The following is a 19,387-nucleotide window of genomic DNA, read 5'->3' on the forward strand; positions in this document are numbered from 1 at the left end:
GACGAATGGTATGTACCATTGCCGAGGCAGAAAGTTTCACTGCTGCGTACTTTTCTTCGGCTTTGGGTAGGCCGGCTTTAACGTACGCTCATCTAGGCGTAAAGCAGCTCTTACATCCAGGGCATGCGTCGTCAGTAACTAACAAAATTCCGACATTGCGCAACGCGCAGTCGGTCGACGCGGCGAGACAACGGGCGCGGTCGCGGAGTCCATTCCATTGCGCGTCCAGGTCTATACCACGGTATTGCGATTTGCATGTGCTTGCAGCGCACATGGAATATCTGAGCGATCCGCCGATGCAGCACAACGGCGCGGCCATCGTTTGACGCGCATCTTTCATTTACTGAAGTACCGCGCATGCGGCCATTGCAACGTCATGCCGGGACATCAGTGAAGCCGACGCAAGGCATGGGATTTGGTTGGCCCTGCCAATCTTCTCCGGCTGTCGTCCTGTCTTCAATACGGTTTCGCATGGCGTGCAATGTCCTATGCACGACAGCGCCGGCGGTATGCAAAAAGTGCCCTTTATCTGCATGCCGCATAACTGGGTTGGCAGGAGACAGAGTGAGGTTTTTTGATTTTCTTAGTGCCTTGGAGTGAGAAATTCCATTGGATCCGCTGCATACAATCGGTTGCGCCAGCCAGACCGGCGCATTGTTGTTTTTGCTCATCCCCCTATGAGAGAGCCCGGCATGATCCTTTCAACCTACTTCGCGGCGATCTCTGCGTTGTCGTACGCAGACCGTCTTCCTACCTATACAAGCAGGATGCTGGTTGGTGCCTGGCCGCAAGGTCTGCAACATCTTCAACAACGCCGTGACGGCCAGGCCGCCGCGGATGGCGCCGACGACGAAGTCGGCCTGCTCGGCGCCAGCGGCGATGCCTTGTTGATCCTCGAATACCAGGAGGAGGCCGAAGATGCCTACCGCCACGCCTTGAAGGCGATGCGCGGGCACCAGCGCCAACTGCGGTTGCTGTCCTGCCGCAATACCGCCTGGTTGATGCTGAGCCAGCGCCGCCTGAGCGCTGCACTGAACTGCTTTGCGCAGCTGGCGATGGACCGCGAGACACCGGCCTGCCTGTGTGGTGAGAGTCTGCTGGGCAAGGCGCTGACCCACTTCCATCTGGGCCAGAGCACGCTGGCGCTGCAGACCCTTGAGCGTGCCAACGACGTGCTGGCGGACCTGGACGGCGGTGCAACCGAGTGGCTGCGCATCGCCACTGCGCTGCGCCTGGACATGATTGCGCAGTTGCGCATCCGGCGCGCCGACCGGATGAGCGACCACGTGTTCTGGCAGGCCACGCTGCGCCAGGAGGATGCGGCGCACGCGTTCGAGCCCAACGAGCTGCGCGCCTGCATCGCCGACCTGGCCGAGAGCATGCCGGTGCTCGCACAGCGCATGCGCCACGTGCGCAATCTGCTGCGCATCGCCGGTGGCGACACCTTCGGTTTCGATGCGCAGATCGATGCGCTGCCGGCCGCCGCCACCGGTTGCCCGCCCTGCGCCCGGCAGGATGCGCAGGTGGAGCTGGCGCTTGCCGCATTGGCTGTGGGGCGCGCCGATCTGGCAGAGCGTGCCCTGGCCGGTGCCGGCCGGCACCACGCGCCACGCTGGAATCTGGAGTTCGAGTATTGCCAGGCCAAGATCAGCCAGGCGCTGGGCAAGACCGAGCAGGCACTGCTGCTGTACAACCGCTATGCGCTGGGAGCGGTGCAGTGCCTGCGCAGCGAGGTGCAGGCGCCGCGGCTGCTGGAAAGCGGCACGCCGGCGCATGTCAGCGACGACATCTCCGCGCGGCTGCCGGCCAAGTACCGGCGCGCCTACGCCTACATGATCACCAATGCGCACCGCTCGGATCTGTCGATCAACGAGGTGGCCGCGCAGATCGGCGTCACCGGGCGCGCCTTGCAGCAGGCCTTCAAGTCCGCTACCGGGCTGTCGCCGACCCAGGTGTTGCGTCGTTACCGGATGCAGAGCATTCGCGACGAACTGCTGGCCGAAGGCGGCTGCGGCAGCGTGCTGCAGGCGGCGAGCCGCTGGGGCGTGGGCAGCCGCTCGGCGCTGGCCAAGGGCTATCGCCAGCACTTCAATGAGGCGCCGATGGAAACCCTGCAGCGCTAGGTCGTTGCGCGCCACGGCCGGGCGTCGATGCAGGCCGTGGCGTGTCGTTTCCGAAGCGCATGCTGCAGTGGCGACCGAACGGCCGGCCAGCCATTGGAAGCCGTGAGAGTGCGGCGCACGTGCGTACGGCGTGGCTTGCGGCTATCCTGTTCGGCTCGCACTGCCACCCAGGAAGGCGCGTCCGAGGATGGGCGTGGCCGCCAAGGAAACGACGAACGATCATGCAAGATCACACCTCCGAGGCGACGGACGCCTCCCAGATCCGCCGTGCAGGCGTCGATCTCAACGGACTGATGTCCGTCCTCAGCAAGCATCTGTATTCCACGCCGGTGGTCGCGCTGCGCGAGCTGGTGCAGAACGCGCACGACTCGATCCTGCGTCGCCGGCTGGAACAACCCGACTGGCAAGGCGAATCGCGCATCGAAGTGCATGCCGACGCTGCCCAGGGCATCGTGCGCATCATCGATACCGGCGCCGGGCTGACCCAGCAGGAGATCCACGATTACCTGGCCACGGTCGGCGTGGGGTATACGCGTGGCCTGCGTCAGGGCGGGCATGAGGACAGCGGCCTGATCGGCATGTTCGGGCTGGGCTTTCTGTCGGCCTTCGTGCTGGCGCGCCGCGTCACCGTGCGCACCACCTCCTACCAGAGCCCGACGCTGGGGCATTGCTATATCTCCAGCAATGCCGAGCAATACACGGTGAGCCCGATCCCGGCGCGTGCGCAGGTCGGGACGGAAGTGGTGCTGGAACTGCACCAGGACTATCTGTCGTTGGCCCAGGAAGCACGGCTGCGCGAGATCCTGTCGCGCTATTGCGCGCTGCTGCGCGAGCCGATCTGGATCGGCTCCGATACCCAGGCGATCAACCCCGAGCCGCCGCCGTGGCGCATGCACGATGCGGTGCCGTTGCATCCGGTGCAGGCCTGGCGGCGCCAACGCGAGTTTGCTGCACGTTTCGAGCGCAACTTCGAACCCTTGTGCTGCATGCCGGTGCGCGCGGAGGAGGGCAGCGATGCGGTCGGCCTGCTGTGGGTGCAGGACGGAGCCACCTACGGCACCAGCGACAACCGCAATCTGTCGGTGTTCCTGCGCGGCATGCTGCTGGACGACAACGCGCGCGAACTGCTGCCGCCGTGGGCGGGCTTTATCGGGGGCGTGATCGAATCCAACCGCTTGACGCCCACCGCCAGCCGCGAAGACCTGCAGCGCGATGCCACCTACGCGGCCGTGCAGCATGCCCTGTCCGAGGCGCTGGTGCAGGGCCTGGCCGATGTGGCGCGTCAGCAGCCGGAGGCCTGGCGGCGCATCCTGCTGCGGCACAACGAGGCATTGCTGGGCGCGGCGCTGTGCGACGAGCGTCTGTTCGAGTTGCTGATGGAACACGTGCGGGTGCCGACCTCGCAGGGCGACCTGCCGGCGCAGCAATTGCCGGCGCGTGGTGCGGTGCACGTGATCCTGGACAGCGACAGCGGTTTCGAAGAAATGCTGTTCCGCGCGATGGGCGTGCCGGTAGCCTACGGAAATCGCTATGCGGTGGTGCCGTTCCTGCGCCGCTGGACGCAGGCCAAGGGCGTGCGCCTGGTCGAGCTGGGCACCGAGCAGGGCAACCGGCAGTTGTTCCAGCTGGACACGCTGCCGGCCGACGAACTGGCCTGGCTGGAACAGCATCTGGGCGATGGCGAAGCGCTGGTGCCGGCGCGTTTCAGCCCCGAGGCATTGCCGTTGGTGGTGGTGCCCGACCGCGAGGCCGAACTGAAACGCCGCCTGGAGCAGGACGAGAACGACAAGCGCGTGTCCACCGCTGCGCTGCGGCTGGCCCGGCAGTTCACTGCGGGGATCGAAGCACGGCAGACCCAGCGGCTCTACCTGAATCTCGACAACCCGGCGTTGCAGGCGCTGCTGGCGGCGCAGCGTGCCGGCAATCCGCAGGCGGCGGTGGCGGCACGGCTGCTGCGCTCACTGAAGGTGATCGTGTCGGCGCAGGGGCGCACCCAGCCGCAGCCCGGTGCCAACGCATCGGGCGGATCGGATCTGAATCGGGCCTTCGGCGATCTTGCCGAGGCCGTGACCCAATTGCTGGCACGCTGAGCGCCGCATCGAAGGAGCAACACGATGGAAATCTGGAACTGGGTGGAGAAGCTGCAGGACGATCTGGGCGAAGCCGGGCAGCCGCAGAATGCGCAACTGCTGACGCGCCTGACCGACCATATCTGCGACCTGCAGATCGAACGTGCCGAAGCGCTGTTGCCCGAGGCGCGTGCGCTGGGCAAGACGCTGGCCAATCCGTGGCTGGAGGTGTTCGTCGGGCATTGGGAAATGCGCAACCGGGTCGGCAACCTGTGCGAGGGCGAGCGTGCGCTGAGCGATGCGGTGACGCTGTTCGAACGCGCGCACCGCCCTGATGCAGTTGAGTGCCCGCAGTCGGTGTGCGTGACCCAGGATCTGGCCGCGTGCTACGCCAATATCGACGGTCCGGGCTGGGTGGAAGAGCGCATCGAGGTGTGCGAGGAAACGCTGGGCCGCATCGATCCGAGCTGGTCGTGCTACCAGTGCCTGAGCTGCGAAAAAGCCGATGCCTTGCTCGACGACGGACGCGGCGAGGCGGCGCTGAGTTATCTGGAGCAGCAGTCGCAGACCATTGTTGCGCATGGCGGGCAGATCTACGACGGCGTGCCGGACATGCGCATTTCGATCCTGCTCTCGCTGGGCCGCGCGGAAGACGCGCTGGCACTGATCGAGCAGCGCGAACGCGAGGCTGCGCGCGAGGGGGCGGAGTGGGCTAACTGCAGTCAGCCGCGGCGTTTGCAGAAAGCCCGCGCCTTGGCAATGTTGAATCGCGACGACGAAGCGCTGGAAGCGTTTCTGCCGTGGCGCGAGGTCGCGCCGCGCTATCGCCTGCACTGGTTGCGTGCGGTGGTGGTGCTGGTATCGCGCCAACCCGAGCGCAATACCTGGGATCTGGGCAGCCGCCTGCAGGTGATGCTCGATCATTACGCGCAGGTCGGTGCGCATCGCATCCTGATCGAGGCGGCCGAGATGGCGATCGGGCTGGCCTTGCAGCGTGGCGCGGTGTGGACTGCGCGCCGCCATCTGGCGCTTGCGCGTGCGCACGTGCCCAAGTTGCGCCAGGACCGTGGCGCCACGCAACTGCTGGACGGGCTGGCCGTGCGCATCGAAACCGCACCGGCGGGCGAGCCGGCGCCGGTCCCCGCCGAGCAGTTGCTGGCATGGCTGGATGCGCAGGGCGAAGACGTGGCGCGTAACCCCGAGCGCGAAGCGCAGTGGTTGCTGCAGGCAGTGGCCGAGCGACCCGACGATGCCGAGTTGGTGGACACCACGGCGTCGGCATTGAGCGCGTGTGCGGCCGACGACGAGGCGATCGCGCTGCTGTGGGCCTTCGTGCAGCGGCATGCCGATCGCGAAACCAGCCCGACCTTCCGGCTGATGAATCTGCTGCTGGGCCGTGGCGACGAGGCCGGCCTGCGCCGGCTGGCGCAGCTGTATCGCCCGCTGGTGCCGGTGGCGGCGCTGTGGTGCGAGGCGCAGCTGGCCCAGCGGCTGGCCGATTGGCCGGCACTGGAGCAGGCCTGCACCGCGTTGCTGGAACTGTCGCCCGGCTCGCACGGTGCGCGCGGCTTGCTGGGGCGCATGTATCTCAATACCGGCCGCTTCGCCGATGCCACCGAGGTGTATCGACAGCTGACCGAGTTGATGGAAGAACCACGCTCCGCGCATTGGGATCACATGACCGCGGCCAGCGCGGCGCAGCAGTGGGACGCAGTGCGCGCCTCGGCGCTGGCGCTCGGCATGGAGTTGAGCAGCACCAGTGGCGTGGTCGAAGAAACCTGGGGTTGGGTGATCGTGCGCTGCGTGGATGACGGCGAGGCAGCCGAGTACTACGCGCGGCGCACCGGCCCGGTCACCGCGCGTATCGTCGAAAATGCACCGGCGCACCGGCGCCAGCATGTCGGCGACTGGGTGGTGTTCGATGCCGAACTGCTGTATCCGCCGCCGGAGGACGAGGCCGAGCGCGAGCGTTTCGTGCCGACCTATGCGCAGGTGCATGTGCTGGAGGCGGGCGGTTACGGCAGCAGCTGGCTGGTGGATGGCGTGCATCCCGGCGAGCAGGCGATCGAGGCCTTGCGCGAGGACATCGAAGCGCGTGGCTGGAAACTGTGGCTGCATAGCCGCGACGACTATCGCGTGGTCGATCCGGAACACGCGGAGGCGTTCGACCCGGAAGATGCGAGCACGGGTCTGCCGGGCGTGCTGTTCACCGTGGCGCTGCCGGAAGCGGCGGCACCGCTGGAACTGCATCGCGTCCTGCTGGCCACGACCGCGCAGTGGGCGCACCCGATGTGCTGGCTGCGCCTGGCCGAGGCCTGCGACCAGGACCCGCGCCCGCATCTGGACGCAGTGGAGCGTTACGGGCTGTAGGGCGGCGATCAAGCTCGTCGCGCATTAGCTGCTGACGCGGCCGCCGCCGGGATTGGGGATTGGGGATTGGGCATTCGGGATTGGCATGCGTGGTTGCGTGCCAACTGCTGGCCTGTCGTCAGGAATGGTGATGCTCGGAAGAACGTGCAGCCCATCTGGCTGTTCGCATTTCTTTCCGCAACCGATAGCAATCGGTGGTGCTTGCGCGGTTGCCGGCGTGGGACCTTGCGCGGCATGGATCTCGCGCCAGAGCCTACACGGACGTACTTGCGGCGTGTCCTACGCTGGTACGCGTGCAAGCTCCCTCGGCAGACCGAGGCATTCGCGAAGAACCGGTGGATGTCGTGCGCAAGATTGATCGGTGTGCGGAGTCGGTCGGCGGCGCGGCGCCGCATCCAGTGTCGGGACACGCCGTGAATCCGTCCCTGGAGGCTCGGTGGCGACATCCATGTCGCCACACGGTCCCGCCCCCGGACGCGACACCGCGCTCCCAACATTGCCACCGCTGATCGGCAAGCAATGCTTTCAAAGCACGTGCGGCTGCCTATGCAGTCTGTGGCCAATGCAAATCGGCAAGCCATCTATCCGCTGCCACATCGTCAGCGATGGCGACACGCCGAAGCACCTACGGCCCAACAGGCCCTCCGCATTTCTTTCAGCAACCGACAACAACCGGTGTTGCTTGCGCGCGTACCGGCGTGGGACCTTGAGCGGCATGGATGCCGCGCCAGAGCCTACAAGGACGTACTTGCGGCGTGTCCCACGCCGGTACGCGTGCAAGCGCCCTCGGCAGACCGCAGCATTCGCATGGAACCGGCAGAGGTCTTGCACAAGATTGCCAGGTCTGCGGAGCTGGTCGGCGGCGCGGCGCCGCATGCAGTGTCGGGACACGCCGGGAATCCATCCCTGGAAACCCGGTGTAAGCGCCCGCAGCAGACCTGAGCATTCGCCTGTACGGCTATCTCGCAGTGCATCGCAGCTGTCCGATCAGCTGCGCTTGCCGTAGCGCTCCAGCCAGTGCGCGTACGAGGGCGGCAGTACCCAGGACGGGCGTTCTTCGCCCAGGGCCAGTGCGGCGTGATACGGCCAGTGCGGGTTGGCCAGGTGCGCGCGGCCGACCATCACCAGCTCCATCTGTCCGGCGGCGACGACGCGGTCGGCTTCCAGCGGATCGTCGATGTTCCAGGACGAGGCAACCGGCAGCTGCGCCTCGCGGCTGACGCGTTCGGCGTAAGGCGCCAGCAAGGCCGGTCCCCACGGAATCTGCGCAGTCGGGGTGCTGAAGCCGATGCTGACGTTGAGCAGATCCAGGCCGCCTTGCCTGAAGTTGCGCGTCAGTGCGATGGCTTCCTGCAGGGTCTCTTCGTCGCGGCCATCGAATTCGATCACGCCAAAGCGCGCGGTGAGCGGCAGCTGTTCCGGCCAGACCGCACGCACGGCCTGCAGCGTTTCCAGCAGGAAGCGCGCGCGGTTGTCGGCCGTGCCGCCGTAGTGATCCTGGCGTTGATTGGCGTGTACCGAGAAGAAGCTCTGCGCCAGATAGCCGTGGGCGAAATGCAGCTCCAGCCACTGGAAGCCGGCATCGCGCGCGCGCTGTGCGGCAGCGACAAAATCGCCGCGCACGCGGGCGATGTCGTCCAGCGTCATCTCACGCGGCACTTTGGGCAGGCCGCCGCCGAAGGCGATGGCCGAGGGCGAGATGGTGTCCCAGCCGCGCGGGTCGCCGTCGGGGATGTGGTCGTCGCCTTCCCACGGCAGGTTGGCACTGGCCTTGCGGCCGGCGTGGCCGATCTGGATGCCCGGCACCGCGCCGGCAGCGCTGATCGATGCCGCGATGCGCGCCAGTCCCTCGGCCTGGGCGTCGTTCCACAGGCCCAGGCACCCGGGGGTGATGCGTCCTTCCGGCGACACGCCGGTGGCCTCGACGATGACCAGGCCCGCACCGCCGCGCGCCATGCTGGCGTAGTGCACCTGATGCCACGTGTTGCTGAGGCCGTCGACGGCGGTGTACTGGCACATGGGCGGCACCGCGATGCGGTTGCGCAGGGTGACGTCCTTGAGTTGATAGGGAGAGAACAGCGATGACATGGAGAGCGACCACCTGAGAAAAGCAGGCTGCGATCAGAACACGCCCGGCCGCCGCGCAGACACTCTGCCGGTGGCACAGCGCGTTGCATGCGGTGCCGGTTGTGGACAAGCGGGCCAGCCGGCGCAGCGGGCGCGTCCGCTGGCATGGGATGCGCGCTTCCGACAGGTATGGGGCGGCGTCAGACGCGCTCCGCCCGCAAAACCATGACCACCGTTGCGTAGCGGTCGGCGGCTGCACGCACGGCCGAGCCGGCGGTGGACGCCAACCGGCGGCCGTCGCGCCTGCAATCGTCGCGCCTATGGCAAGGGAACGGGACGGCAGTTATCGCATCTTTCCAGGCGTGGTCGCGCTCACGTTCACCGCGTGCGCCGCAATGTCAAACTCTGTCTGGACCTTCCTCTGACCGCTACAGGTTCGTTGCTGGTTGCCGAAACTGAATTGCTTTATTCTGCTGCGCTTCGGCGTGGGGGCGCCGCGCCAGTCAGGGGGCGCCATCGTCCCGCATGCCCAGCCTTCTCTCTTCTACTCTCGGCGGGTGATCTCATGGTGGCATTGCAGCAGCGCTCGATCGATGCGATTCGGGGCCAGGAAACGGCGTTGTTGGCTGCATGGCTGAGCTCCAGCCTGGGCAGCGATGGACGTATTTCCCGGCAGGACGTCGAAACCCAGAGCGCGGACTTTTTGCATCTGCTGGTCGCTTCCCTGAAGGACGGCGGCAGCAGCCTGGATAGCGCCGACTGGAGCGAGGTGCGTCGTTTCCTGGAAAACCTGTCGCGCGACCGCGCCACCCGTGGCTTCGATTCGCAAGAAACCGCCAACTTCATCTTCTCGCTCAAGCGGGTACTGTTTGCGCTGATGCAGCGCGAGTATGCCGATGCGCCGGAGGATCTGGGCCAGCAGCTGTGGGCGCTGTCCGAGCTGCTGGACCGTCTGGGCCTATACACCGTCAAGGCGTTCCAGAAGACCCGCGAAGACATCATCGTGCGCCAGCAGGAAGAAATGCTGGAGCTGTCCACCCCGGTGGTCAAGCTGTGGGAGGGCGTGCTGGCACTGCCGATGATCGGCACGCTGGATTCGCAGCGCACCCAGGTGGTGATGGAGTCGCTGCTGCAGCGCATCGTCGATACCGGCTCGGAAATCGCCATCATCGACATCACCGGCGTGCCCACCGTGGACACGCTGGTCGCGCAGCACCTGCTCAAGACCGTCACTGCGATCCGCCTGATGGGCGCCGACGCCATCATCAGCGGGGTGCGCCCGCAGATCGCTCAGACGATCGTGCACCTGGGCCTGGACCTGCAGGGCATCGTCACCAAGGCCAACCTGTCCGACGCGCTGGCGCTGGCGCTCAAGCGCATCGGCGTGACCGTGGGCAAGGCGGGCTGACATGGAGCGCATCCCGATCCTGCGGATGGGCGACCTGCTGCTGGTCACCATCCAGGTGGACATGCACGACCAACTGGCGATGACGCTGCAGGAAGACCTGTCGGAAAAGATCAGCGCCACCTCCGCGCGCGGCGTGCTGATCGACATTTCCGCACTGGACATCGTCGACTCCTTCATCGGCCGCATGATCAGCACCATCTCCGGCTTGGCGGCGATCATGGATGCCAGGACCGTGGTGGTGGGCATGCAGCCGGCCGTGGCGATCACGCTGGTCGAGCTGGGCCTGACCCTGCCGTCGGTGCGCACCGCGCTCAATGTCGAACGCGGCATGCGCCTGTTGCAGCAACCCGATCACGCTTCATGACCACCGGTTCGCAACCGGTGCGCACCGAACAGGATGTGGTGCTGGCCCGGCAGACGGTACGCAAGCTGGTGGTGCAGTGCGGCCTGCGTCTGGTCGACCAGACCAAGCTGGTCACCGCAGCCAGCGAGCTGGCCCGCAACACCGTGATCTACGGCGGCGGCGGCGACATGGATTGGGCCCTGGTGGAAAGCGGCATCCGCAAGGGCGTGCAGCTGACCTTCCGCGACGAGGGCCCCGGCATTCCCGACCTGGATCTGGCGCTCACCGATGGCTGGACCTCCGGCAGCGGGCTGGGGCTGGGCCTGTCCGGCAGCCGTCGGCTGGTGGATGATTTCGTGCTGGACACCGCAGCCGGCAAGGGCACGCGGATCACCATCACCAAATGGAAGTGATGCTCGCCGGCGAGGTTACGCGCGCGTTTCGCGTCGACGAAACCAGCCAGGTCGGGCAGGCGCGCCGCGAGACGGCGGTGCTGGCTCAGGCGCTGGGTTTCGATGAGGCCGCCTGCGGGCGCGTGGCGCTGGTGGCCACCGAGCTTGCCACCAATATGGTCAAGCATGGACGTGGCGGCGTGCTGCAGTTGTCCACGGTCGCCACTGCCCAGGGCATGGGCGTGGAGATCTGCGCCATCGACGGCGGCCCCGGGTTCGCACTCGTGGACGGCCTGCGCGATGGCTATTCCACGGCCGGGACGCCGGGCACCGGGCTGGGTGCGATCCAGCGCCAGGCGCAGGTGCTGGATGCGTATTCCGATGCCAAGGGTGCGGTGGTGATGGCACGGTTGTTTGCGCAGCAACGCGCCGAGCTGGACCTGCCGTACGGCGCCATCCGCCTGCCGCTGCACAACGAAACGGTGTGCGGCGATGCCTGGCATCTGGCGATCGGCGAGCAGCGGGCGACTGTCACCGTGATCGATGGCCTGGGCCACGGTCCGGGCGCCGCCGAAGCCGCCGACGCCGGCGCGCGCGCTGCAGCCACGGCCCGCGGCGAACCCGGCGAGCGCATCGCGCAGCTGCATGCCGGTATGTCGGCTACCCGCGGCGGCGCGGCCGCGGTGATGCAGTTCGACAGCAGCACCGGCCGGGTGCGCTTTGCCGGGGTGGGCAATATCGTCGCCTCGCTGTGCGATGGCGACGGCGTGCGTGGCATGCCGTCGCATCCGGGCATCGTCGGGGTGCAGTTCCGCAAGGCGCAGCCGTTCGATTTCCCGGACGCCGCCGGCAAGCTGCTGGTCATGCACAGCGATGGCCTGCAATCGCGCTGGAACCTGCGCGATCACCCGGGCCTGCTGTCGCGCCATCCGCGCCTGATTGCGGCGGTGCTGTTGCGCGATTACACGCGTGGCCGCGACGATTGCGGCGTATTTGTCATGCGGCTGGGAGGCCTGCAATGAATGCTTCCGGTGAGACACCGGCGCTCGATCCGCTGGCCGAACTGGATGCGCTGCGGCGGCAGAACCAGGCCCTGCGCGAAGAGCTGGAAGAGACCAACCAGGGCGTGCTGGCGCTGTATGCCGAGCTGGATCAGCAGGCCGAACAGCTGCGCGATGTGTCCGAGCTCAAGAGCCGCTTCCTGTCGTACATGAGCCATGAGTTCCGCACCCCGCTCAGCTCGATCCTGAGCATCACGCGGCTGCTGGAAGACGGCATGGACGGGCCGCTGACTGCCGAGCAGTCCAAGCAGGTGCGCTTTGTCAGCGCCTCGGCGCGCGAGCTCACCGAGATGGTCGACGACCTGCTGGATCTGGCCAAGATCGAGGCCGGGCGCATCACCATCTCGCCGGGCTGGTTCGACCTGATGGACCTGTTTGCGGCCTTGCGCGGCATGTTCCGCCCGCTCACCGATGCCGGCAGCACCACCTTGATTTTCGAAGACCCGCCGGTGCTGCCGATGCTCTATACCGACGACAAGAAACTGGCGCAGATCCTGCGCAACTTCATTTCCAACGCACTCAAGTTCACCCCGCAAGGCCATGTGCGCGTATTCGCGCAGCTGGAAGGCGAGACCCATGTGCGCTTCGGCGTGCAGGACACCGGCATCGGCATTCCGGCCGAGCTTCACGACGCCTTGTTCGAGGATTTTGTACAGGTGGATTCGCCGTTGCAGAAACGCCTCACCGGCACCGGTCTGGGGCTGTCGATCTGCAAGCGGTTTGCCGAGTTGCTGGGCGGCACGGTGGGGATCAACAGCGTGGTCGGGCAGGGCTCGGAATTTTTCGTGGTGCTGCCGGTCACGCTGGCAGCGGAGGATGCACTTGGGCAGTAAGCCACACATTCTGGTCGTCGACGATAACGCGGTGACGCGTTATTCGGTGCGCCGCGTGCTCGAACACCATCAGTTCGTGGTCGAAGAAGCCGGCACCGGCACCGACGGCCTGGCCAAACTGGCCGAGCAGGCATTCTCTGCGGTGGTGCTGGACGTCAATCTGCCGGACATGAGCGGCTTTGACATCGTGCGCACGCTGCGCGCCGAGCCGCGCACCGCGTTGCTGCCGGTGGTGCACGTGTCGGCCGCGTCGATCGCCACCGGCGACATGATCACCGGCCTGGAGGCCGGTGCCGACGCCTACCTGATTCACCCGGTCGACCCCAGCGTGCTGGTCGCCACGCTGCGCACCCTGCTGCGCGCGCGCCAGGCCGAAGACGCCTTGCGCATCAGCGAGGCACGCTTCCGCGAGATCTTCGAGCACATCAGTGCACCGATTGCGGTGGTCGATGCGAGCTTGCACACGCATGAGGCCAACGCGGCGTTCCAGCGCCTGATCGGTACCGTCACGCCCGGCGAGGCGCTTGCCGTACCCGGCGTGGACCAGGCCGCCACCGTGCAGGCGCTGACCAACGCACTGGCGCAACGCGAGCGCTGGAGCGGTGCCTTGTCGATCCTGCGCGAGGGCAAGGTGCGCGAAACCGAGTGGCGCGTGTCGCCGTATCGCGAACCGGATCTGGGTCTGCTGCTGGTCGAGGACGTCACCGAACAGCGCCTGCGCGAGCGTGAGCAGCGCCAGGAGCTGGATACCGCCACCACCGAGCTGGCCCACCAGATCGCCGAGCGCCAGCGCACCGAAATCCAGTTGCTGCAGGCGCAGAAGATGGAGGCGCTGGGCAAGCTCACCGGCGGTATCGCGCACGACTTCAACAATCTGCTGACCAGCATCATTTCCGGCCTGGACATGATCCAGCTGGCGGTCGAGTCCAACCGCATCGAGCGGGTGCCGCGGCTGGCCGAGATCGCCACCGGCTCGGCGCATCGCGCCGCCGCACTGACCCAGCGCATGCTCGCCTTCGCGCGCAAGCAATCGCTGGATGCGCAGGCCTTCGACATCAACACACGCGTGCGTTCGCTGGAAGACATGCTGCACCGCTCGATCGGCGAGAACATCGTGCTGGAGCTGGAGTTGGCCGACACGCCACTGGTGGCGGTGGCCGATGCCAACCAGCTCGAAAACGTGGTGCTCAACCTGGTGATCAACGCACGTGATGCCTTGAAGGGCCGGGGCACCATCCGCATCCAGAGCGCGGCCTACACCGCGCAAGGCGATCCGGAACTGGACGATGGCGATTACGTGGTGCTGAACGTAATCGACAACGGCAGCGGCATCGAGCCGGCCATCCTCAATCAGGTCTTCGAGCCGTTCTTCACCACCAAGCCGATCGGCGAGGGCACCGGCCTGGGCTTGTCGATGACCTATGGCTTTGCGCGCCAGTCCGGCGGCACCGCACGCATCACCAGCACCGTGGGCCGCGGAACCACGGTGGCCTTGCTGCTGCCGCGCGGGCTTACTGCCAGCGCAGTGCCGCCGGCACCGGCACCGAGTTCGCCCCGTACACGCAGCGAGCGTATCTTGCTGGTGGACGACACCGATGTGGTGCGCATGATGGTCAGCGAGGTGCTCAGCGATGCCGGCTACCACGTGGTGGAAGCCGATGATGCCAACGGCGCGCTGGATCAGTTGCGTGCCGGGGTGGAGATCGATCTGGTGGTGTCCGACGTCGGCCTGCCCGGCATGAACGGGCGCGACATGGCCGACGTGGCGCGCGCGCTGCGGCCGGGCCTGCCGATCCTGTTCATCACCGGCTACGCCGAAAACGCCGCCACCCGCCAGGAGTTCCTGGCCGACGGCATGGCGCTGCTGCCCAAGCCTTTCAGCCTCAACGATCTGCTCAACATGGTCGGGCAGATGCTCGATAGCAGCGTGATCGCCGCTCGCGCCTGATGCGGTTTACACGCGTAGGCGCCGCCTGTCGGTGCCTGCCTGCCGCGCAACGATACCGATAGCGATGTGCCGCGACGCCTCAGGCGTTGAGCGCGTCCAAACCAGCGTCCAGCTGCGTGTGTTTCAGGTGTGCGCCGCCTGTGCCTGACACGCCGTGTTGCACGCGCCTGGCTGCAGTGGATGCCTGTGCAGTGCGCCGGCAGCACCGGCGTGTCGTTGGCGTGCGTGCGCTCACTGCGCGTACGCGTACGGGCCGAACGTGGCACCCAGGAAACCGCCGGCGCTGTCGGTGCTGAGCATGCGGGCATCGCCCTGTTCCAGCAGCGTCTGCCACTGGCCGCTGCCGACTGCGTAATCCACATGCACGCGTGCGCCATCCAGGGCGAAGCGCAGCGTGACCGGTTGGGTTGCATCGGCCAGCGGCGCGCGCGCCAGCACGGTGCCACTGCCTGGCTCCTGCGTCCCGGCGCGGCGCGACAGCACCACCGACATGCCGGCATCCTCGCGCACCAGCAGTAAGGCCAGGTAATGCGTTTCCCTGGCGACGATCGCCAGCCCCGCCTGTTCGCCCGCTACCAGCGTGCTGCCATCGACGGTCGCCGCCAGCGTGGCGTGGTGATGCTGCAGACGGTGGCCCAGATACGCCGGCTGCCCGCGGCCGATATCGCCCAGCGCCACGCTCGAGGGCGTGATGCGCAGACCCTGCGGGCCGGTGACATACCACGGCGTCGTTGGCGGATGGATGGTCATCCATTGCATCGGCACGCGTGCGTCCTGGAAATGCTCGCTCCACTGCATCGGCCCGCTGGTGGGTGCGTCCTGCGTGCCTGCCGGTAGCGGCGGGCGCGTGGCGACCGCAGGCACTGCCGTGCCGTGCGGCAGTATCACCGGCCAGCCGTCGCGCCATTGCACCGGCAGCAGGAAGGTTTCGCGACCCAGGGTGTAGTGGTTGCCTTGATACGGGCGGGTGGCCAGGAATACCGCCCACCAGGAGCCGTCCTGCAATTCGACCAATTGCGCGTGGCCTGCGGAGGTGATCGGCGCGCTGCGGCTGGGGTCCAGATCGCGCTGGGTCAGCACCGGATTGCCGCTCCAGGGCTGGTAGGGCCCGGCGATCTGGCGGCTGCGGTAGATCATCTGTGCATGCTGCTCGCCGGTGCCGCCCTCGGCTGCGGTCAGGTAGTAATAGCCATCGCGACGGAACAGGTGCGGGCCTTCGATATGCTCGGGGTTGCTGGCCGGCTGGAAGCCCGCATCCACCAGTACCTGGCGCGTGCCGACCAGTTTCATGCTGGCCAGATCCAGCCGCTGCAGCCAGATCGCGCGGTGCCCGTCGTAACGCAGCTTGCCGGCCGGCACATCGTTGTTGACCAGCCAGGCGCTGCCGTCGTCGTCGAAGAACAGCGATGGGTCGATGCCCTTGGCATCCAGCCAGATCGGGTCCGACCAGGGCCCGGCCGGGTCCTTGGCGGTGATCAGGAAATTGCCGCCATCGCAGTAGAAACAGGTGTTTGCGATGTAGAAGGTGCCGTCGTGGTGGCTGATGCTGGCGGCGAACAGGCCGCGGGTGAGTTCGTCGTTGCCGTATTTGATCTGATCGGGGCGATCGATCGCGTTGCCGATCTGCGTCCAGTGCACCAGATCGCGGCTCTTGAACACCGGCAGGCCGGGGAAATAGCCGAAGCTGGAGTTGACCAGATAGAAGTCGTCGCCGACGCGGACCGCCGACGGGTCAGGATGGAAACCGGCCACGACGGGGTTGCGGTACTGTGCCGCGGTCGGTATCGGGCCGCCGTCATCGCCCTGGTAGTCGATCCGGCTGATCACCGCGCTGCCGGCCTGCGCCAGCTGACAACTCACTGCGGCCAGTACGCCCGCCATCCATCCAAGTCGTTTCAAGCTCTGTTCCTCTCCGCTGAGCGCGTTCGCATGGCGCCAGCATGACAGCACGCGGCCAGCGCAGGCATGCCGTTTCGAAATGCCTGGCGCGCGCCGCGGCATGGCTCTGCAACGGCGGCCATGTGCGCAACGCCACGCTTGCCATAGAGCTGCAACATTGCTGACATATCGTGCGCGCGGCGCCACCTTGCGTCGTCGGCCAGCATTCCTGGTGCCGACGGACGCTGGAGTGGCCAACAACACGTGGCGAGCAGGGGTCAGGTGGGTGCGGACGGTGGGGGAGGAACCGGCGTGTACGAGTGCGACGTGCCGATTCCAAGTACCGGCCGTGCCCGCCTGATCGCCGCGCAGTCATGTTGATCGCCACGTTTGCCTCCGTGTCACCCCTCGCGTCACCTACCCAAGGATCATCTCGCATGTCGTTGTACTCGTCTGTCTCCGCGTCCCTGACGTCCGCCACCACGCACGCACCCGCACGCCGTCGCGCCGCCTTGCAGCGCACGCCGCTGGCGCGTGCCTGCGCCGGCCTGCTGCTTGCCTCGCTGGCCGCCGCTGCCTCTGCGCAGCAGGCGCCGACGCGTGAGGGTGAGGGCAGCCCGACCGCGCTGGATACGGTCACCGTCACTGCCGAACACCGCGAGCAGAACCTGCAGGAAGTGCCGGTGTCGGTGGGCGTGGTGCAGGGCGCGGCGATGCGCGAGTTCACCGCCGGTGGCGACGACACGCTGCTGGCGCTGTCCGGCCGCGTGCCGGGCTTCTATGCCGAAACCACCACCGGGCGCATCTTCCCGCGCTTCTATATCCGTGGCCTGGGCAATATCGATTTCTACCTCGGCGCTTCGCAGCCGGTGTCCATCATCCAGGACGACGTGGTGCTGGAACACGTGGTGCTCAAGTCCAACCCGGTCTACGACGTGGACCAGGTCGAAGTGCTGCGCGGCCCGCAGGGCACCTTGTTCGGCCGCAACACCACCGCCGGCATCGTCAAGTTCGACACCATCAAACCCGGCGATACCTACACCGGCCGCGTCGATGCCAGCTACGGCAGCTACAACACCGTGTCGCTGGATGGCGGCTTCGGTGGGCCGATCAACGACGTGCTGTCGTTCCGCGTGTCGGCCCTGTACCAGCACCGCGACGACTGGGTGGACAATACCTTTGCCGGCAGTAGCGCCGATGGCACGCGTACCCCGCGCAAGGATGCAATGGGCGGCTACAACGACCGCAATGCGCGCCTGCAGTTGCTGCTCAAGCCCAACGACGCGTTCTCGCTGCTGGGCTCGGTGCATACCCGCGACTACGACGGCACCTCCACGTTGTTCCTGCGCAATGCGGTCACGCGCGGCAGCGACAAGGTCGACGTGCCGCGCGATCGCGTGGCCTACGACGAGGCGCACGACAACCCGCAGGCGTATCAGACCGACGGCGGCTCGATCAAGGCGATCTACGATTTCGGCGGCGTGTCGCTGACCTCCATCACCGCCTACGAAACCACCTCCGGCTATAGCCGTGGCGACACCGATGGCGGCGCAGCTGCCAACTACCCGGTCAACGGCGTGCCGAACGGCTTCGGCCAGTCGATGGGGCAGATCCGCGACCTGGACCAGTACACCCAGGAACTGCGTCTGGCCAGCGAAGGCGACGACGCTCTGCAATGGCAGGTGGGCGCGTTCTACTTCGACGGGCGCGATACCACCGATTTCTATCAGCGGGCGTATTTCCTGCAGACCGCCGCGCGCAACCCCAACAACTGGGTGCGCCTGCGCAACACCAATACCTCCTGGGCCGGGTTCGGGCAGCTCAGCTACAAGGCCACCGACGCGCTCACCCTGACTGCCGGTCTGCGCCAGACCAAGGACAGCAAGGAAACCCGCCTGCTCAAGACCGCCGATACCGCCGCCGGTGCGGTGACCTATCGCGGCCGTCGCGACGTGCGCATGTCCGATACCCAGCCCAGCTGGGATCTCAGCGCGATGTATGAAATCAATCCCGAGCTGAGCGTCTATGCGCGCGTGGCACGCGGTTTCCGCGGCCCGACCATCCAGGGCCGCAGCGCGGTGTTCAATTCGGATTTCACCACCGCCGATTCGGAAACCATCCTGTCGTGGGAAGCCGGCATCAAGAGCAGCCTGTTCGACAACCGCCTGCGTCTGAACGTCAGCGGCTTCACCTATACGGTGGACGACATCCAGCTCAACGGCAACGACTCGGACGGCAACGGCGTGCTGTTCAATGCCGACAAGGCCAAGGCCTACGGCCTGGAGGCGGATCTGGACTGGCGCCCGATCTCCAACCTGTCGCTGACCGCCGGCCTGAGCCTGTTGCATAGCGAAATCCACGACGATCGCGTCTACGCGCAGGCCTGTGCGCTCAACGGCGTGGTGGTGTGCACGGTCAACGACCCGACCATCCGCGTCGGTGCCAACACCTTTGCGCAGATCGACGGCAACCCGCTGCCCAACGCGCCCAAGTACAACCTCAACCTGGCCGCGCGCTACGACATTCCGGTGGGCAACGATGGCGCCTTCTTCGTCTCCACCGACTGGAACAAGCAGGGCGAAACCAGCTTCGTGCTGTACGACTCCACCGAGTTCCGCGCCAACGGCAATTTCGAAGGCGGCCTCAAGCTCGGTTACACCGGCGGCTATGGCGCGTGGGAGGTGGCGGCGTTTGCGCGCAACATCACCAACGAGAAGAACGTCAAGGGCGTGATCGAGAACTACATGGCGGCGGTGTACAACGAGCCGCGCGTGGTGGGTGTGTCGGTCAACGTCAACTGGCAGTAAGAGCGACTGAAAAGTCGCCAGCGGCTGCACAGTGCTCTGGTCAGCCGCTCCCGGTGCTTGATCGATCGACTGCATCACTGCGCGTGTG

General features: G+C 66.6%; 12 protein-coding genes and 1 other RNA gene. 10 read left to right on the top strand and 3 right to left on the bottom strand.

Annotated elements, in window-relative coordinates; genetic code table 11:
• The first annotated feature begins 767 nt into the window (after nt 1-767).
• The 3 genes from ACCQ04_RS06190 to ACCQ04_RS06200 all read left to right on the top strand — a co-directional run bounded on the left by ACCQ04_RS06190 (nt 768) and on the right by ACCQ04_RS06200 (nt 6,562).
• Nucleotides 768-2,123, top strand: coding sequence for a helix-turn-helix transcriptional regulator (locus ACCQ04_RS06190; RefSeq protein WP_226427127.1), 1,356 nt, complete (start codon nt 768-770; stop codon nt 2,121-2,123).
• Nucleotides 2,124-2,344: 221 nt separating this feature from the next.
• The gene (locus ACCQ04_RS06195; RefSeq protein WP_024940066.1) at nt 2,345-4,213 is read left to right on the top strand and encodes an ATP-binding protein; all 1,869 of its coding nucleotides are present in this window, start codon (nt 2,345-2,347) and stop codon (nt 4,211-4,213) included.
• Between the two features lie 24 nt (nt 4,214-4,237).
• Nucleotides 4,238-6,562 carry a tetratricopeptide repeat protein gene (locus ACCQ04_RS06200; RefSeq protein WP_226426667.1) on the top strand — a complete coding sequence of 775 codons (2,325 nt, stop codon included), beginning with the start codon at nt 4,238-4,240 and terminating at the stop codon, nt 6,560-6,562.
• Nucleotides 6,563-7,549: 987 nt separating this feature from the next.
• On the opposite strand, the gene ACCQ04_RS06205 is transcribed toward ACCQ04_RS06200, so the two are convergent.
• Entirely contained in the window at nt 7,550-8,650 is a 1,101-nt protein-coding gene (locus ACCQ04_RS06205; RefSeq protein WP_226426666.1) for an NADH:flavin oxidoreductase/NADH oxidase, read from the bottom strand.
• A gap of 544 nt (nt 8,651-9,194) precedes the next feature.
• Here ACCQ04_RS06205 and ACCQ04_RS06210 point away from each other — a divergent pair.
• From ACCQ04_RS06210 to ACCQ04_RS06235, 6 genes are read left to right on the top strand one after another with little or no spacing between them, the layout of a single operon-like run.
• A complete protein-coding gene (locus tag ACCQ04_RS06210; protein WP_046342035.1) occupies nt 9,195-10,037 on the top strand; it encodes an STAS domain-containing protein in 843 nt (280 codons plus the stop codon).
• Between the two features lies 1 nt (nt 10,038).
• Nucleotides 10,039-10,401 (top strand): STAS domain-containing protein, encoded by a 363-nt coding sequence (locus ACCQ04_RS06215; RefSeq protein WP_104552896.1) that lies wholly within the window; start codon nt 10,039-10,041, stop codon nt 10,399-10,401.
• On the top strand, nt 10,398-10,793 hold the full coding sequence (locus ACCQ04_RS06220; protein ID WP_016901512.1) for an ATP-binding protein: 396 nt from the start codon (nt 10,398-10,400) through the stop codon (nt 10,791-10,793). The genes ACCQ04_RS06215 and ACCQ04_RS06220 overlap by 4 nt, the downstream gene beginning before the upstream one ends.
• Nucleotides 10,784-11,794, top strand: a complete 1,011-nt coding sequence (locus ACCQ04_RS06225; protein ID WP_226426665.1) for an ATP-binding protein — start codon at nt 10,784-10,786, stop codon at nt 11,792-11,794. The genes ACCQ04_RS06220 and ACCQ04_RS06225 overlap by 10 nt, the downstream gene beginning before the upstream one ends.
• Nucleotides 11,791-12,666 carry a sensor histidine kinase gene (locus ACCQ04_RS06230; protein ID WP_226426664.1) on the top strand — a complete coding sequence of 292 codons (876 nt, stop codon included), beginning with the start codon at nt 11,791-11,793 and terminating at the stop codon, nt 12,664-12,666. The genes ACCQ04_RS06225 and ACCQ04_RS06230 overlap by 4 nt, the downstream gene beginning before the upstream one ends.
• Nucleotides 12,656-14,614 (top strand): response regulator, encoded by a 1,959-nt coding sequence (locus ACCQ04_RS06235; RefSeq protein WP_104568783.1) that lies wholly within the window; start codon nt 12,656-12,658, stop codon nt 14,612-14,614. The genes ACCQ04_RS06230 and ACCQ04_RS06235 overlap by 11 nt, the downstream gene beginning before the upstream one ends.
• 231 nt (nt 14,615-14,845) lie before the next feature.
• On the opposite strand, the gene ACCQ04_RS06240 is transcribed toward ACCQ04_RS06235, so the two are convergent.
• Both ACCQ04_RS06240 and ACCQ04_RS06245 read right to left on the bottom strand, forming a co-directional pair.
• The gene (locus ACCQ04_RS06240; RefSeq protein WP_226427126.1) at nt 14,846-16,495 is read right to left on the bottom strand and encodes a glycoside hydrolase family 43 protein; all 1,650 of its coding nucleotides are present in this window, start codon (nt 16,493-16,495) and stop codon (nt 14,846-14,848) included.
• Between the two features lie 249 nt (nt 16,496-16,744).
• Nucleotides 16,745-16,821, bottom strand: a non-coding RNA gene (locus ACCQ04_RS06245) — sX9 sRNA.
• Between the two features lie 108 nt (nt 16,822-16,929).
• On the opposite strand from ACCQ04_RS06245, the gene ACCQ04_RS06250 reads away from it, so the two are divergent.
• Entirely contained in the window at nt 16,930-19,299 is a 2,370-nt protein-coding gene (locus ACCQ04_RS06250; protein WP_102252543.1) for a TonB-dependent receptor, read from the top strand.
• The last annotated feature ends 88 nt before the right edge of the window (nt 19,300-19,387 follow it).

The organism is Xanthomonas sp. NCPPB 2866 (assembly GCF_041475745.2).
In the GTDB taxonomy this organism is placed as follows: domain Bacteria; phylum Pseudomonadota; class Gammaproteobacteria; order Xanthomonadales; family Xanthomonadaceae; genus Xanthomonas; species Xanthomonas arboricola.

Coding starts and splice junctions, on each gene's coding strand:
- ACCQ04_RS06225 (WP_226426665.1), top strand. CDS start 10,784: ATGGAAGTGATGCTCGCCGGCGAGGTTACGCGCGCGTTTCGCGTCGAC.
- ACCQ04_RS06240 (WP_226427126.1), bottom strand. CDS start 16,495: ATGGCGGGCGTACTGGCCGCAGTGAGTTGTCAGCTGGCGCAGGCCGGC.
- ACCQ04_RS06200 (WP_226426667.1), top strand. CDS start 4,238: ATGGAAATCTGGAACTGGGTGGAGAAGCTGCAGGACGATCTGGGCGAA.
- ACCQ04_RS06210 (WP_046342035.1), top strand. CDS start 9,195: ATGGTGGCATTGCAGCAGCGCTCGATCGATGCGATTCGGGGCCAGGAA.
- ACCQ04_RS06220 (WP_016901512.1), top strand. CDS start 10,398: ATGACCACCGGTTCGCAACCGGTGCGCACCGAACAGGATGTGGTGCTG.
- ACCQ04_RS06230 (WP_226426664.1), top strand. CDS start 11,791: ATGAATGCTTCCGGTGAGACACCGGCGCTCGATCCGCTGGCCGAACTG.
- ACCQ04_RS06205 (WP_226426666.1), bottom strand. CDS start 8,650: ATGTCATCGCTGTTCTCTCCCTATCAACTCAAGGACGTCACCCTGCGC.
- ACCQ04_RS06215 (WP_104552896.1), top strand. CDS start 10,039: ATGGAGCGCATCCCGATCCTGCGGATGGGCGACCTGCTGCTGGTCACC.
- ACCQ04_RS06195 (WP_024940066.1), top strand. CDS start 2,345: ATGCAAGATCACACCTCCGAGGCGACGGACGCCTCCCAGATCCGCCGT.
- ACCQ04_RS06190 (WP_226427127.1), top strand. CDS start 768: ATGCTGGTTGGTGCCTGGCCGCAAGGTCTGCAACATCTTCAACAACGC.
- ACCQ04_RS06250 (WP_102252543.1), top strand. CDS start 16,930: ATGTCGTTGTACTCGTCTGTCTCCGCGTCCCTGACGTCCGCCACCACG.